Annotated in this window: 14 protein-coding genes; 12 read left to right on the forward strand and 2 right to left on the reverse strand. The window is 43.4% G+C overall.

The annotated features are described in order from the left end of the window. Positions 1-96: 96 nt before the first annotated feature. The 6 genes from AB4384_RS06060 to AB4384_RS06085 all read left to right on the forward strand — a co-directional run bounded on the left by AB4384_RS06060 (position 97) and on the right by AB4384_RS06085 (position 6,887). Positions 97-606, forward strand: a complete 510-nt coding sequence (locus AB4384_RS06060) for a S26 family signal peptidase (protein WP_086714935.1) — start codon at positions 97-99, stop codon at positions 604-606. Beyond that, positions 593-2,173, forward strand: coding sequence for a TrbC family F-type conjugative pilus assembly protein (locus AB4384_RS06065; protein WP_372129070.1), 1,581 nt, complete (start codon positions 593-595; stop codon positions 2,171-2,173). The genes AB4384_RS06060 and AB4384_RS06065 overlap by 14 nt, the downstream gene beginning before the upstream one ends. 16 nt (positions 2,174-2,189) lie before the next feature. Continuing rightward, positions 2,190-2,417, forward strand: coding sequence for a hypothetical protein (locus tag AB4384_RS06070; protein WP_081230308.1), 228 nt, complete (start codon positions 2,190-2,192; stop codon positions 2,415-2,417). A 12-nt stretch (positions 2,418-2,429) separates the two neighbouring features. Continuing rightward, the gene (locus tag AB4384_RS06075) at positions 2,430-3,497 is read left to right on the forward strand and encodes a TraU family protein (protein WP_081230309.1); all 1,068 of its coding nucleotides are present in this window, start codon (positions 2,430-2,432) and stop codon (positions 3,495-3,497) included. A 131-nt stretch (positions 3,498-3,628) separates the two neighbouring features. Then, positions 3,629-6,592 carry a conjugal transfer protein TraN gene (gene traN / locus AB4384_RS06080; RefSeq protein ID WP_372103844.1) on the forward strand — a complete coding sequence of 988 codons (2,964 nt, stop codon included), beginning with the start codon at positions 3,629-3,631 and terminating at the stop codon, positions 6,590-6,592. Between the two features lie 25 nt (positions 6,593-6,617). Next, positions 6,618-6,887, forward strand: a complete 270-nt coding sequence (locus tag AB4384_RS06085) for a hypothetical protein (protein ID WP_136987062.1) — start codon at positions 6,618-6,620, stop codon at positions 6,885-6,887. A gap of 75 nt (positions 6,888-6,962) precedes the next feature. Here AB4384_RS06085 and AB4384_RS06090 read toward each other — a convergent pair whose 3' ends face one another. Both AB4384_RS06090 and AB4384_RS06095 read right to left on the reverse strand, forming a co-directional pair. Beyond that, entirely contained in the window at positions 6,963-7,130 is a 168-nt protein-coding gene (locus tag AB4384_RS06090) for a hypothetical protein (protein ID WP_165919345.1), read from the reverse strand. An 11-nt stretch (positions 7,131-7,141) separates the two neighbouring features. Continuing rightward, the gene (locus tag AB4384_RS06095; protein ID WP_136987061.1) at positions 7,142-8,146 is read right to left on the reverse strand and encodes a hypothetical protein; all 1,005 of its coding nucleotides are present in this window, start codon (positions 8,144-8,146) and stop codon (positions 7,142-7,144) included. Between the two features lie 265 nt (positions 8,147-8,411). On the opposite strand from AB4384_RS06095, the gene AB4384_RS06100 reads away from it, so the two are divergent. The 6 genes from AB4384_RS06100 to AB4384_RS06125 form a co-directional block, all read left to right on the forward strand. Next, positions 8,412-10,259: an ATP-dependent helicase gene (locus AB4384_RS06100; RefSeq protein WP_102367669.1), complete on the forward strand. Its 1,848-nt coding sequence runs from the start codon at positions 8,412-8,414 to the stop codon at positions 10,257-10,259. A gap of 283 nt (positions 10,260-10,542) precedes the next feature. Continuing rightward, positions 10,543-11,490 carry a single-stranded DNA-binding protein gene (locus tag AB4384_RS06105; RefSeq protein ID WP_372083463.1) on the forward strand — a complete coding sequence of 316 codons (948 nt, stop codon included), beginning with the start codon at positions 10,543-10,545 and terminating at the stop codon, positions 11,488-11,490. Between the two features lie 16 nt (positions 11,491-11,506). Next, positions 11,507-11,665, forward strand: coding sequence for a hypothetical protein (locus AB4384_RS06110; protein ID WP_154723760.1), 159 nt, complete (start codon positions 11,507-11,509; stop codon positions 11,663-11,665). 60 nt (positions 11,666-11,725) lie between these two features. Continuing rightward, positions 11,726-12,811, forward strand: a complete 1,086-nt coding sequence (locus AB4384_RS06115) for an AAA family ATPase (RefSeq protein ID WP_081230315.1) — start codon at positions 11,726-11,728, stop codon at positions 12,809-12,811. 404 nt (positions 12,812-13,215) lie between these two features. Continuing rightward, positions 13,216-14,250 carry a DUF3150 domain-containing protein gene (locus AB4384_RS06120; protein ID WP_081230317.1) on the forward strand — a complete coding sequence of 345 codons (1,035 nt, stop codon included), beginning with the start codon at positions 13,216-13,218 and terminating at the stop codon, positions 14,248-14,250. A 65-nt stretch (positions 14,251-14,315) separates the two neighbouring features. Next, a partial coding sequence (locus tag AB4384_RS06125; RefSeq protein WP_372129071.1) for a hypothetical protein occupies positions 14,316-15,080 on the forward strand: 765 nt, incomplete at its 3' end.

Genomic DNA, 15,080 nt, shown 5'->3' on the forward strand with positions numbered 1-15,080 from the left:
GTCATCAATATTTGGCTGCCTATTTGGATTTTATGACTAAATAAAGTGTGAAGATTACGTATATCCAGTTTATCAATGTTTCGATAATGGCGGCGTATGAACATTACACAGTACACATATATCAAAATATTCGGCACGCTCGTTGGCTTAGTGTTGGCCGTATTGTTACTTAGTGGTCGGTATCAGATTTCATTGGTCCCAACAGCATTGGGTTGTTTACCTATCAAGGCCGCTGTCATCGACTCTAAGAATCATTTCCCCAAGCGTGGGCAACTCATGTCCTTCCTGTCGCTTAACGCACAACCTTATTTCGCACATGGCACCAATTTCTTGAAAATAGCAGCTGGTGTTGCTGGCGATACCGTGACCTTTGACTTGGATGGAGTCACCGTGACCACCAAAGATGGGGAGGTCATTCGTTATGCGGCTGATGCTCGTCGAATGATTAATTATGCCCAAATCGACTTCGATACCCTCAATAAAACTTTCGTTGTCCCTGAAGGTCAATATTTCGCTCTTGGCACGCTACCTACCTCTTTTGATTCAAGATACTGGGGTTTAGTTGAACACTCTCAAATTATCGGAGTTGGCTATGCATTTCTCTAAGGCACACAACGTCTTGTTACTAACTTCATTCATTGCGACTTACGCGTTGGCTAACGGACAACTCACTCAAGAAGATCTGGACAATGTACAACGAAGTAACGACATCATATCCAACGCCCATGAAGTTGAAGGTACTCAAGCAGTTTTAGATGCAAGTAACTTGAACCCTAAAATGATGAAAGAACTGAAACAAATGGCGGATCACGCCAAGTTGTTGAACAGTACTATTTCTGACCAATCGGACTCTCTTATCGAATATCGCAAGGACGATACGCCAGATATCAATTTCAGAGCCCTTCAAGATGTTATCGATGATAACCAAACTCAGTATCAAGCCAATTCCATTGTCAATGAAGGACAACCAAAACCCTTAGCATTCGCTCCCTCCACATTGACAATTGATAATCTCGATTCGATAAGCATTGAGCAGCCTAACCCTTCGTCTCCAAGTCAAAAAGTAGACAACAAATACGACGATGAAGAAGCGAACACTGTTTTTTGGATATTCGTGTCGAGTTCAATGCCTGATCACCAAATGAAAGAGGTGCTAGAGCTCGCTGCAGAGTGGGGAGGCCGTGTTGTGTTTAACGGCTTACGACCTGGCGACGTGGGCGTACCAGATATGATTAAAGGTTTGTGGCAATTAAAGGTCAAACTGGCTAATGCTCAAGATGACATACGCACGCATGCCGAGAACCCAGACAAACTGAAACGAATCAATAAAGCCGCTGTTTACATGGATCCAATGGCATTCGAGCGTTTCAACATTGAACAAGTTCCAACGATGGTTTATGAGCGCAAATTATCCGATAACACAAAACTCGTCGGGAAAGTGAAAGGTCTAATCAGCGCAAGCTACTTACAGAACGAGACGGAAAGCGCGGCAGCAAACCCTGATTATGACGGCTCCGAGGTATTCCTTGGTGAAATGGGGTCCATATTTCCTATCGCAGAAAAAAGCTTCATTGAAGAGTCAAAAAATAGAATGAGGGCCGTGGATTGGGAAACGGAACAAAAACAAGCAATAGCACGCCATTGGCATAACCGCAGTTTTCATACTCTTCCACCAGCCGCGAAAGACCGTGAGTTCGACTTTGACCCAACAGTAATAGCCACTGCTGATGTGAAAGCGGTGAATGGTCTTATTCTGGCCAAGAAAGGAGAGTTAATAAATCCCCTCAAGCCGCTTAAAAACCACGACATAGTACCTGCACATTTAACCATGTTTATCTTTGATGCGACCGACGAACAGGAAGTGGAGTTTGTAAAGTACATGTCTCTCAATGAATCTCGCGGGAAAGTGAAACTCATTTCTACACGTATCGACAAGGATAGGGGGTTTGACCACATATCTGAGTTAAATAAGAAGTTCACCTATGACGTGACCATCCTGACTAAAGAAGTCATCGATCGATTTGATTTGGAAGTGACCCCGACTCGGTTAATTAGTACCGATGAGGGTATGTTCCAGATAAATGAGTATTCAGCGCAAACAGTCACTCAGGTCAACCTACAAGTAGCTGACGGTGGCCAACCTACACCGTTCAATCAATCCAAAACAAACTAGTTAAGGAAAACACAACATGATTAAGAATCTCGTACTTATTGGTTTCGGCGTCGCTCTCGGTGTGTGGTTGGCTGATACACAGCCCAATCTAGCCAACTCTGTGAGGGACATTACTGAATCAAGCATTGATGCTGCAGATCAGCTAATGAAAGATAACCCAAACTTCTCGAATTCCGTGAACAACATTAAAGAACAAGGTATTGACGCTGCTGGTGTTGTGATAGAGCAAGTGAATAAGAACTAAAGGGAGGAACATATGATTAGGTTCTTTTTGATTGGTTTGATGTCCACAATGATAAGCATGGCGAGCTTATATTCTGTGGCTGCGGATAACGACAAAGCAGGCGACTTATGTCCCGATGCCAACATCTTGAGTACAGTCATCGACGGTATGTGTTGGAGCTGTTTACTTCCAATTCGACTAGCCGGTATTGGTGGGGACGCGCCTAAAGGTGCCGCTTCGAGCAAGCCTTTTTGCATGTGTGCTGATGAGCTAGGTGTCCCTGAATGGGGTATACCGCTCGGATTCTTCCAACCATCAAGGATCGTATCTTTTTCACCAACGCCATACTGCATGCCTTCATTCGGTGTTCGTTTGGCAGACGATAATACCCGTGCTGGACAAGGCCGAACAGAAACAGCGATTGACGATACAGAAACTTCTTTTTTTCACTATAAATATTGGGTTTACCCAGTAATGCAAATGATTGAAATGTTTGCCAATGCGGATTGTACCTATGATGGGGCGACAACATTGGATTTGGCGTACTTTTCCGAAGCCGACCCGTTGTATCAAGATGATTTGTTGGCGTTCGTGATGTTTCCGGAAACCGTTATCTTTTCGAACCCAATAGCGACGTCTATCTGTACAGCCGATTGCGCTCAAATACTGGCTGGTGGAGAGGTGGTTGAAAACTATTTTTGTGCTGGGTGTTCAGGGAACCTTTACCCAATGACTGGTAATAATCAGTACAGTGACGATCCGGTACGTGGCACTTCGTTGTTAACCACGCGTTTGATGGCCACTCTACACCGACGTGGGCAAGCACAGCTGACAATGGGTAATCATATGATTCAAGACAGTTGTGAACCGAACTACGCGCCAATGTTGCCAAAAACACAATATCGTTCATCCATGCTTTACCCAGTAAGAGAGGCGAGCTCGCAACCTAAAGGTGGGGGAGGATCTTCAATTCCACTATCAACAGGTTGTTGTCATAAACTCGGTGACAGCGTTCTTAAGTGGGGGAACGGGCGATTGGTCCCTGGTCGGGAAGCGTTCGTTTATCTTTTGTATTCTTGGAATGATTGCTGCTTAAGGTAACTTTAGAGAGCCACCCTAACGGGTGGTTTTTTGTATTCGTTTAACAAAAACTCAAAATGCCCTCGCTATTTGAAATTTTTTAAGTGTTACGGGATTAACCTGATCTTGTTTTGAGAAAAAGGCAGGGCGTTATGTTTAATCGAATACTGACTCACTTTAGCTTGTTCGCGTTTCTGGTTCAGATCTTTCATGTTTCTTTTATCGGTGTGCTGTATGCATCTACCTCAACGGTGACCTACGCACAGGATATGTCACTTGATGAGATATACGGAAACTTTCAAACACCTACTTACAGCGGTGGTAATGCTACTGTAGGTGGTAACTCGCTAGGCAACTCAGAATTGTTTGGATTGGATGTTGAGCGTGTTGGATCAGAAGGGCAATTCGACGCTTACCAAGCCTATCAAAATGAAAACAAACTCAGAGATTCAGGGCAAGGTGTCTCTGATAGATTTTCTAGCAACACAGTTGGCAGTGAGTCAGATTATGACGCTAAGGCATACAACACCTTAAAACTGAACTATAACGACAATTACCAAAAGCTAGAGTCCGATGACGCTATCATGGTCGATGCTGACAACATCTTTAAAGACTTAGCCAATAACCTCGAAGATTCAGATTCTGACTTTTATAGTGCCTGCACCACTGAAACAAACACGTATTCAGTAAACAGGGAGTATGTCGGAAAAGTGCAAAATGAATGCATGGAACCCGATCGTTCGAACTTAATGAAGTGTGAACTGACGCGACACACAACTTACCCTTTGAAAAAGCGTTCGGGGAGTGGTGATGTAGAAATTCTGGATTCTCATACCTTCAGGTTGACGGTAGGTGACCCTACAAATAACGGCACAAATGACCACGGAATGGGGTGTTACCACAAAATTAACTTTGTTGAATTTGAACTCGAAGACGATGTGCGTATCAGCTCCGTGACCTTTGAACGCGTGTGGGTGGATGATGTCATTCAGTTTACTCTTAATGACGAAATCGTTTATCAATACGTTCCTACCAAGTCGTATTGGTTTGGCAATAGCGGTTCTACATACCCTGATTATGATGAAAACGGCAATTGGGCGCACCCATATGTAGACGAAACTGGCTTTCCATACCAGCATACCAATTGTGAATTCAGCTCTAGCCGAGTCTTTACAACGAATACCAATATAACAGGCCAATTTGAAGCCGCTCGCGCTTCTAATCGCGGTATTGTCAAATTCAAAATGCGCCTCGGTGTTGGTGGTGGAGGGGAAGGTAAAGCCACCATCCTAGTTCGTACCGTGGATCCAATCGACCCCCGAGAATTCATAGAACAATCGCCTGTAGGTTGTGCTGCTGAACTTGGGTGGATTCAAGACCCATCAACGTGTGGTGTGTTCGGTAATGAAGGCGACGAAATATACATTAACCCAGATTGTAGCAACCCTTTGAATCAAAGTGGTGGACAACAAGGCATGATGTGTAGCTATGGTGGTTGGGAGTGCGTCGATACAGAAGCCGCGCATATAGACGATTACGATCCGTTTTTGATTGGCTTGCCGATAAATGTTCCTCGTGCTGGCCAAACGAGCGATGGTAAAGAGTGTCTAAAGGCCAACGCCGTCAACTATGAATGTAACCCCTTACCTGATCAGCAAATTTGTGGCCAACCTTATTGGCCTGAAAGCAATGAGCGGGTTTGTACTTCTTTCACTGAATTTAATGCCAATATTCCGGACCGATGCGAGCCATACAGAAACAGTGCTGATTGTGCGTTAATTGAACAAAATCCAGCCTTTGTTGACCCGATAACGGGTCGAGCCTACGTTCAAGAGTCAGTCTACGAATGTAATACCTACACAAACGGAAACTACTCGTACACGATGGAGGAAGACATCTGCACGGGTGAAATGCAGTGTGTGGGTGGAGATTGCCGCTATTCCGAGCTAGAGATGAATGATGATTTTGCAGAAGCGATGGCAACGTTCAAAATGCTCGAAGACATCAAATCGAACATGGAATGTGAAAATCCAGATGATGTCTCTACCTGCAAAGTTTTCAATGGTGAAGTGTCATATTGCGGTATCGAGCAAACAGGACTTGGCTTCAATTGCTGCACGCTATCCGCAGGCCAAACTAATATCTTCGATTATATCAAAGGGGTCTATCATCACTACGCAATGGAGCAATCATTGGCTGGATTGGCTAGTTCGGGTGCGGGATTCGGTTCGTGGGCGTCGAGTTACCCGACTCCTGTCACCGACACAGTAACTTATGTAACCGATGCCGTGAGCGCTGGATGGGATTTTGCAGTTCGTAATGTCACGGGTGAAGTTGGAGAGGCCGCAGCGGAGGCCGCCACAGAGAGCTTGTTAGACGAAATCAAAGGTGAATTGATGAAAAAGGTCGCGGATTTGATCCCAGATGCAATTCGAGATGCCATCTTTGATACCGTGACTGAGGGGACGGGTTCAACAGCCACTACCACAGTGTCACTCAACCCAGCTGTCTCTGGTGCATTTGCAACAATTATGGCCGTGTATGCCGCGTATCAGCTGATTAAATTGGGCGCAATGATGATTTCGGAGTGCGACGACCTCGAAATGGGCATGGGTATGAAGCTTGACCAACAACAATGTATATATTCCTCTACCAGTTGCCATAAAGATACCCCTTTCGGCTGTCTGATAAAACGGAAGCACTATTGCTGCTACCCAAGTCCATTGGGGCGTATCATCATGGAGCAGGCTGCGCCTCAACTGAATATCAGCCTAGATCCTAGAAATGGACAATGTTCTGGTATGACGCTTGAACAAGTCAGTGAGTTGGATTGGGACGCCATAGATTTAACCGAATGGGAAAACTTGATCATGGCCTCTGGGTTAGCCGTTGAACATGATGACTTAAATATCGATACACTGTCGAGCCAAGCTTGGATGCCGAACAATGATGATGCATTGAATCCTGTGGACCTTAACCAAGCGCGATTCGAGTCAACTGACGCTGATGCAAACTTGAAAGAAACGCATGATGCGGCAATGCCTGGTAACTTAGATTGCTCGGTTTACCCTAGACCACCAGTGTGTGACTCTCCGTTATCGATTTTGGACGACTAGATTTCATTTATAAAGGACAAATGGCATGAATCAACTCACTGAATTACAAGCTGGGTTAGCAGTACTACAAAGTCACTGTACAAGGGGTAAAGTTATCGTGGAGGCGAATACAGGGGGAACGGGTATCAACGTTACCCTTCGTGCGCCAAAGAGTGAACAAAATGGTCTACTTGAGAAATTACGTTCTGTCGCCCCATTCCAAGGCAAAGAACAGCTGATTTCTCTGTGGGTCGATGACCTTAATTTCTATGAGTGCCGCCTAGAGAAGTACATGGCGTATATCACGGATAACTAACCATCAATGATACTGCTGACTTCGAAACATGAAAAAGGGCTTACAATGTAAGCCCTTTGTATTCATATTGACTATTTAGCTGTCTGCTTCTAGTTGCTCAACACGACTGATTTCGTCGTCGCACGAGATAGCGGTTATTTCAACATCTTCATACTTCGAATCCGCGCAGAACGCTTGTGTCAACTTCTTGGGTAAGGACGCCCCCTCTTTAAACTTAAAAACCACTGTCATGAATTGTTCCATATTCGGGCTCCTTACTGCGTAGAAACTTTTGTATGCGAGTTTTTGTTTTTGGCGCGTTCAAGAATCTCAGTGACCGTCGAGTGATACTCCGACAACTTTTGAGTGAACTGCTGTCCATCAACCGGCTTAACGAAATAGTACACCGTGTCATTGTTACGCACTGCATTGATGTTAGGAATGTACTGAGAATCAGCGATATATTCCTTCATCGGTAAACTCATAAAAGTAGCGGTCGGGAGCTTAATAGAAGGGCTGGTGGATAAGCCATTGGCATTTACAAAGCCTGTTGTTTCAGCGTCGCTGTATTGCATGTGTGCTATCAGGCTACTGTAATAAGTAAATCTGACCGCGATGACATTTGTATCTGGGATCTGCTTTTTAAGGTCAGCATCGAACACGTCTGTACTGAAAGGTTCCGAAATAGACCGTACACCGACTCTCGTCCCTAAGAAGGCAGTGTCCACTCCTCTGAAATATATCGCTGCGTGGGAGTCCACGTTTGAATCAAGTGGATACCCTTCAACACAAAGGCTTTCACCACCATTGTATCTTTCATCGTAAAACTTCGAATCTGGCGACAATGGTTTTTTGGTAAAGGATTGAAGTGTGTCGAATGAAGGAACCATTACCTCATCCATTTTAGACATGACAACCTTACACATTTCATACTCGTCTAAGCCACTATAAGTATCAGCATCCAAGTACATAACTAGGTTTCTTCGATCCCAACCGTACTTTTGATCCGCTAGGATGGCCAATCCGAAACCCGTTGCCATAGAGCCCAATGGTAGCCCTAATAACGTAGACCCCACATAGCCACCGATTCCCACATCCGAAATTGCACCTTTAGGTAAGGTTTGGTCTTCGATGATCGTTCCACTTCCTGCTGAACGGGTAACTTGGAGCGCGATACTTGATGTGCCTAATTCCGGTACTTCGTATTTTGCACTATTGGACGCACATGCATTCAAGAGTAAAGCGGCGGTAATGACTGATGCTGTTTTGAATAGGTCCATAATTCTGTCTTCCTTAGCCAAGTGAAACTGTATGAGTATTTATTAAATCTACTTACATTTATACATCATGAGCCGAAAAATACACAAAACCAGCCAATGAAAACGGGGGGAAATGGGGGGAAGCTTCGGATTATTTTCAAAATTAGTGACGGATGTCGAAACGATGTAACAAAGTGAATTTCCTTCGTTAATTGAACTTTGTAGCTAAATAATCTCCTACTCTGATGTACATATTCAAATCCATGAAGCAGTACGAGTCACGTATATGTTAAATCCAGATCAACATCTTTGCGTTAATGCGGAAGGCCATATCATGGTTGTTGCATTGCCCGGTTCAGGTAAAACTGAAGTGTCAGTGCGTTATGCTGAAAGGGTGCTTACCGATTCTGAGCAACACGCAATTGCCATGCTGACGTTCACAGATGCAGCGGCTACCAACTTAAAACGTAGGCTTAAGTCGACAATGCCAAGAAGTCAGACTCTTCGTGTATTTCCAAGTACTTTTCATTCTATGGCTGTGCAGCTTTGGCGTCAGACGAACTCATATAAAACGATTGTTATGGGTGGACACTTAAACATCTATATTGAGCGAGCGATGCGTGCTTGTCATGTGGCGATGAGTTATGAGGAAGCAGAGAAAACGATAAGTACGATCGGACAGTATTTAACTATACCTCGCTCAGAATTCTCATCTATCAAACTGAAACTTTTTGCAGCTTATGAAAGCATCATGCGAAAAGAGGGCAAAGTCGACCTAAATCAGATATCTCGCGACGTTATTCATGGTCTGCGAGATGGAACAATTCGACCACTGTCAGAAACTTTAGGCGTTACTCACATATGTGCTGATGAGTTTCAGGATTCCGACGATCTCCAATATATGTTTCTTTACGAGCACGCTAAACGAGGTTGTTGCATCATGGTTGTTGGAGACGATGACCAATCAATCTATGCCTTTCGAAATGCAAGAGGGGTCGATAACTTCCGTAACATGCAAGCTGATCTAAACGCGAAAGCCTACAGCTTAAAAATTTGTTATCGATGTCCACCAGCAATACTGAATGTGGCCAACAACCTAATTCAACACAATGTAGAACGAATTCCCAAAGAATTAAGGTCACACGTAGAGGAGGGCGGTGTTGTCGATTGTCATGGTTTTAAGGATGAAGACCATCAAGTTGAAAGTGTTGTTGAAGGTATCCTTGCCGATCAAGGCGGGTGGGCGGTACTGGCTAGAACCAATAAAGAAATCGATACAGTTGAGCTGGAGTTGTCCAAACATAAAGTGAAAGTTAAGCGCCTCGGCGGTAAGAGCTTCTTTGAGTCAGCCGATGTAATTTGTTATATCAAGTTGATGTGGATGCTGACACACCGTAACAGTCGGTATCTACAAGATTTCTTAGCTTACATGCATGAAGATGAGGTGATGATTGATATGGCGAAAAGTGCTAAATCAAATGGAATCGACTTTATTGGGACGGTAACCACCTTAACCCAAAGCCAATCATTGCTAATCCACACCCAATCAATTTTTGAAATGTTCATGCATGAAGGTGTCCCAAAAGAGCCAAGCAAAACGGTCAACGCCGAGTATCAACGAAAGATCATTTCAATGGTGATGGCGCAACGAAATATGAACTCTCCTGCGGCTCTTGGAGCGATGGCTGACATCCTAACCAAAACAGCTGCGTCACTTGGCAGTTTGGCTAAGGCCGCAGATCAGTTTCATGACCGGATAACCAAAATAAACGCTAAAAAGGCTGAAAAGATTGGTACAGATGAGGTAGTGATCGCTACGTTGCATGGCTCTAAAGGACTAGAGTTTCCGAAAGTCGCGATATTGAGCTGTCAAGATGAAAGAATTCCGCAACCAGATAAAGATGGTTTAGGCGAAAAGCATTGGGAGGAAGAGCGTCGCTTGTTGTATGTGGGGATAACAAGAGCTGAGAAGTACTTGCGACTGTGTTTCTTCAAAGAGCAGTTGTCATTTTTGAGAGAGGCGGTTCCAGATCGAATTGAGTTGGCCGTACAACAGCGAAATGAAGAGCCAGATTCGGCAGCTCAGGCAGAAAAACTGCAACAGCTAAAAAATGAGTTTTTGAACGCTTCTTAGCTTACGGAAAAGTTAAACACTAAAAAAGCTGCGCTTAATTTACAAAAGTCTCCCGTTCTTGGGGTTTACTATAGGTGATTTACCCGAGAAATTTTTTCACTTTTTTAAAGTGATACTTTTCTCCCTTAGTTGGAGAGCTAATAGCAATTCTCCCATAGATTTATTCTATGTCCCCAGTGACTTTTTTAAGTCATAAACCTGACCCTAAAGTGGGCTATAGATATCCCACTAGGGGATTACTCTATCTATAGTTCCACGTTATTTTATTAATGAGGAATTAATTATGAAACCTTTCCGTTCAAACAATGGCCTTATCGCATTCGTAGTTACTGGTTCTCAAATTGAGAATGGCAACACGACCATCTGGGCCGATCAAGTTACCTCTTGGGTAGACGGTCAAAACCAAATGCAGTCACGTACTAACCAGATTCAACTTTTTGCCCATGGGCAATTAGAGTTTCCAGTCGGTGTTGGTTATGTGTGTAAAGTATCTCTTAAGACGTGTAAATTCACTGGTAACAATAACAGCGAACTTACGCATACTTATTATGAACTTCATAATGTGTTAGGCGAAATTGATGGCAATTCTGTTAATCAATTTGGACTACCTTCATTGTGTAACTTTACGCTTGGCGGCAATGTTGGTTCGATTGAACAGAAAAATGCAAATGGCAGTACTTGGTACAATGTTTCAATTGCATTAACTCGTTCATTTAAAGATGAGCAACAAAATTGGCAAGATGAAACCCACTGGGCTCGCCTGTCAATTTCACAAAAAACTTTTGATCAGAACTTCAAACAAGGTTTAGACAAAGGTGATTCTTTAATGGTCGAAACTGAACTCTCTACTAACGATTACACCGACAAAAACGGCAATAATGTCACTGGACATGAATTCCGCGTTAGTCGTGTTCTTGGTATGGTTAAGAAGTTCGAACTTCAAAGCTTAAAAGCTGCGAATCAAGCCCCACAAAACAATGGATCTGCGTACAACAACGCACCACAGCAAAACGCTCCACAGCAAAATGCTCCTGCGTATAACAACGCACCGCAGCAAAATGCTCCTGCGTACAATAACGCTCCACAGAATGGTCCAGCGTATAATGCTCTACAGCAGAATGCTCCACAGCAGAATGCCAATAATGCACAACAACCTGACTCTACACAGCGTCAATTCCGCCCACAAGCAGGCAACGGAAATTTCCGTCAGCGTGCTTATAACCAGCAATAATTCGAGGTACGCGGATATGAATTTTTCTCACCAGAAAAATGTATCTGCAGCACGAAAAAGGCGCGCTCTGCGCCTTCTTCGAAAGGCTCAGGTACTGAATAACCCCAAACTTCTTCATAAAGCAGAAATGCTACTTGAAGATGCTAATAAAGCTTTCTTTCTCAAGACAGCTTAACCCCTTAATTAACTACCCATATTAATTTAACCCCACACTTTATTCCTGGAGGAATTAACTATGTCTAATGCTAACCCTGTGACTACTGTAGACACGAATAACCAACCAACTTCTACTGTTGAAGAAATTGATTATTCAGAGATGATTACTGTTCGTATGGCCGACGTGTTCAAACCGTTTGTCCCAGCAGCAGTAACGGCAGTTATTCAGATCCCTAAACACCGTCATCCAGATGTACCTCGCGAAATCGCAGGTTATATTCCAGATGAAAAACAACTTTCCCAAGTTATATCTTGGTTTTGCTCACCTCAACGACCTAACTTCATGCATATGGTTGGTCCTACGGGGTCTGGTAAAACTGATTTCATGCTTTGGCTTTGTGCTCGCCTTAATTGGCCAACTGTGCTGGTGTCTGTTAACCCGACATTACGCCCTGAGAAGATGCAAGGCCGCTGGGTGTTGTCAAACGGTCAAACGGAATATGTTTATGGACCTATCGCTGACGCTATGAAACACGGAAAATGTGTTTTGCTTGATGAATGTGATAAAGGGTCTTTAGATTTTATTGCCAAACTTCACCTTCCTTCTGAGATGACGAAACCTTGGTCTATTGAAGACACAGGAGAAATCATCTATCCACACCAGAACTATCGTTTTGTAACGTTAGGTAATACTTCTGGAGAAGGGGACATTTCTGGTTTGTATCCATCGTCTCGACGTTGGGATACGGCTTTTCGAAATCGTTCATTCGTTGTGCCTTTTCCGTATTTACGCACGGAAGTAGAAGAGAAAGTGGTAATTGGTAAATTTCCGTTCTTACGCGACCACAAGAAGTTACTTAAGAAGTTAATCCAGTTTGCTAATGCTATGCGTGATGCAATGTTAGGTCCTAATCGAGATCGAACAACCAAATCTGGTATTGGAACGGCTTTTTCAACTCGTGTGGTTTTGTCTTGGTGCTACTACATTCAAATTAATGGTGATAGAGCTCCACTGCGTGCTTCGTTTAATAATGTATTTTGGAATGGCTGCGACACTCGTGACAAAGCTGATATCGAAAAGATTATTGATCAAGTGTTCAAAGATAAGAATGGTCATATTCTCGATCAACCGTATACCTGGTTGAAAGAGCAATCAAAAAAGTAACAAGCAATGATTCAGAGTGTGATGATGCTGATTTGCCAAGATCGGATTTAGACGGTCTAGATATCAGTACAATCAAGTTCAAAATGTATCATTGCAATGACAATGGAAGTAATAAGCTTTGGGGATATACGTGCCTTGGTGCCGACACACTGGTTGTTTACGGAGCCAAAGGCCAAAAGCTTAACTTCTATCGTAAAACCCATCAGTCTGAGTTACTAGCGCGTAACTACATCGACAAAAAAGTTAAAGAGAAAATGAAGAAGCAATATCAGTTTACACAGATTAATTGTTTCAGCAAAAACGAACTTAGGTTCGCTACTCCTTAACAAACCTACCTAACCCCTTCAGGGACTAGATTCCCTGACCGGGATCAGTCCCTCCAATTTTTATTCCTTGGAGGAATTATGAAAGACATCAACGATACCCAAACTCTCGATATCGATACAGTAGCTCAAAATCAACTTGACCAAGTGGCTCAACAAGATGGCGAATTTGCTAATCGACTCGAAAATGGGCTTGTGATTATCGATGTAACTACTTCTGGCCGTGATGGAGAGAAAACGTTAGCGAATGCTAAAACTCTCTTAGACGAAAAGGAAGTGAATTCAAAGATTGCTCGTAAAGCCCGTATTGAGTGGTTTCCTCGTTCTGAGTTGCAGTTTAAGAACACATTGGAGACTAAGGCACGCCGCGCTATTGCAGCCCGAGGTGTCCGATATGGACGCGTTACCGCGATTCCAGTTGATGAACTTGACTCTCTACTCGTTGAACTCAAGGCAATTCAAGCTGAGTTTTATTCAGAAGTCGCTGACCGTGATAATCGCTATGACACCATAGTTGAAGAACACAAGAAAGCTAACCCTGATATGGCTGAAATTATTGAGTCATTGAAGACCCCTAAAGATGATTTCTTTAGACGTTTTCAATTCAACGTGTTGCCGCCGATGGCCTTCAAACCTTATTTCAATGATGACCAACAGGAAGCTGTTGATTACATCGTGGAAGGGATTTTGGATAACGTCGCGGAGCAAGCTGTTGTTGTTTATGAAAAAATTATTGGTAAAAGTTCAATGATTCAGCGAACTTTCAAGCCAATAAGAGCTATTCGTGATTACGTTTACTCAATGTCATTCCAACACACTGTGTTTGACCGATTGGTTGATGAACTTGATGAAGCGTTCGATACCTTACCCAAAACTGGGAACATCGAAGGCTCTGATATGACCTACGCGGTTAAATTGGTACATAACCTTACAGAACGTGGCTCCATCTTAAATGGCATTGTGCCGGTGATGGAAGTCGCAGATGAATCTGAACCGAGAATTATTGACGCGATTAAGGACTCAGTAGTTTCTACTGATACTGACAGCGGCAATAGTACTCCTACCTATGAAGAAGTCACTGGCGAAACGTCAACAACCGGCTTCTGGTTCGGCTAACCCCACCTACCTAACCTAATGAGCTCCCTTTGGGAGCTCTATCCTATTTTTTGGAGGAACACCTTATGGCTTCAATTCAAGAAGTTCAAAACACAATGCGAGTTATTACAGATATTCACGCACGATTTGACGTAAATATCTATTTTGACCGTCGAACTTGCTACACGAATGGCAGAGATATTTACATCAATGCTGGTGACCCCTCTGATGAAGTTTGGTCACGACTCGTTGAAGCAAAAATTACTCATGAAGCTGGTGGTCATTTACGATTCAGTGACTTCTCAGTCTTCGAGAAACACCTCAAGGGTAAATCAAGCACGTTCTTATCAATCAACAATATCATTGAAGATTGTCGCGTAGAGACTGCTTGTATGAAGGAGTTTTCTGGTGCCTACTGGGTATTTCAGAAAATGACTTATGACTTGCTCGAAGAGGGTTATTTTCAGGAACCAATAATAAGTAACGGCCCCGCTGGGTTGTTATTTGCTTGGTTATTGTATTCTGGTCGTGGTATTGCAATTGAGGGGCAATCTCACCTAAAGAAACTTGGTGATGATGCTCGACATCTACTGATGAAATTAGGCACTCCAAACTCTCCAATTTTTGATGAAATTGAAAAGCGGATGATTAATTGGGGTAAATTACCTTCAACAGTGGCTGCTATAGATGAAACCATCGAGGTTATGCTTTTATTAAAGCGTCTTTCTAAAGAGCAACCGCAACCACCACAGCAACAACAATCGGCTAATCAGAATTCAGATTCAGACGATGATTCAGATGGTCAGGGCTCCGGTTCAGATTCAGACGATGATTCAGATGGTCAGGGCTCC

The organism is Vibrio sp. 10N.261.51.A4, assembly GCF_041471945.1.
In the GTDB taxonomy this organism is placed as follows: domain Bacteria; phylum Pseudomonadota; class Gammaproteobacteria; order Enterobacterales; family Vibrionaceae; genus Vibrio; species Vibrio crassostreae_C.

Excerpts from the sequence above, each read along its gene's own strand:
- AB4384_RS06060 (WP_086714935.1), top strand. The coding sequence starts at position 97 with ATGAACATTACACAGTACACATATATCAAAATATTCGGCACGCTCGTT.
- AB4384_RS06065 (WP_372129070.1), top strand. The coding sequence starts at position 593 with ATGCATTTCTCTAAGGCACACAACGTCTTGTTACTAACTTCATTCATT.
- AB4384_RS06070 (WP_081230308.1), top strand. The coding sequence starts at position 2,190 with ATGATTAAGAATCTCGTACTTATTGGTTTCGGCGTCGCTCTCGGTGTG.
- AB4384_RS06075 (WP_081230309.1), top strand. The coding sequence starts at position 2,430 with ATGATTAGGTTCTTTTTGATTGGTTTGATGTCCACAATGATAAGCATG.
- traN (WP_372103844.1), top strand. The coding sequence starts at position 3,629 with ATGTTTAATCGAATACTGACTCACTTTAGCTTGTTCGCGTTTCTGGTT.
- AB4384_RS06085 (WP_136987062.1), top strand. The coding sequence starts at position 6,618 with ATGAATCAACTCACTGAATTACAAGCTGGGTTAGCAGTACTACAAAGT.
- AB4384_RS06090 (WP_165919345.1), bottom strand. The coding sequence starts at position 7,130 with ATGGAACAATTCATGACAGTGGTTTTTAAGTTTAAAGAGGGGGCGTCC.
- AB4384_RS06095 (WP_136987061.1), bottom strand. The coding sequence starts at position 8,146 with ATGGACCTATTCAAAACAGCATCAGTCATTACCGCCGCTTTACTCTTG.
- AB4384_RS06100 (WP_102367669.1), top strand. The coding sequence starts at position 8,412 with ATGTTAAATCCAGATCAACATCTTTGCGTTAATGCGGAAGGCCATATC.
- AB4384_RS06105 (WP_372083463.1), top strand. The coding sequence starts at position 10,543 with ATGAAACCTTTCCGTTCAAACAATGGCCTTATCGCATTCGTAGTTACT.
- AB4384_RS06110 (WP_154723760.1), top strand. The coding sequence starts at position 11,507 with ATGAATTTTTCTCACCAGAAAAATGTATCTGCAGCACGAAAAAGGCGC.
- AB4384_RS06115 (WP_081230315.1), top strand. The coding sequence starts at position 11,726 with ATGTCTAATGCTAACCCTGTGACTACTGTAGACACGAATAACCAACCA.
- AB4384_RS06120 (WP_081230317.1), top strand. The coding sequence starts at position 13,216 with ATGAAAGACATCAACGATACCCAAACTCTCGATATCGATACAGTAGCT.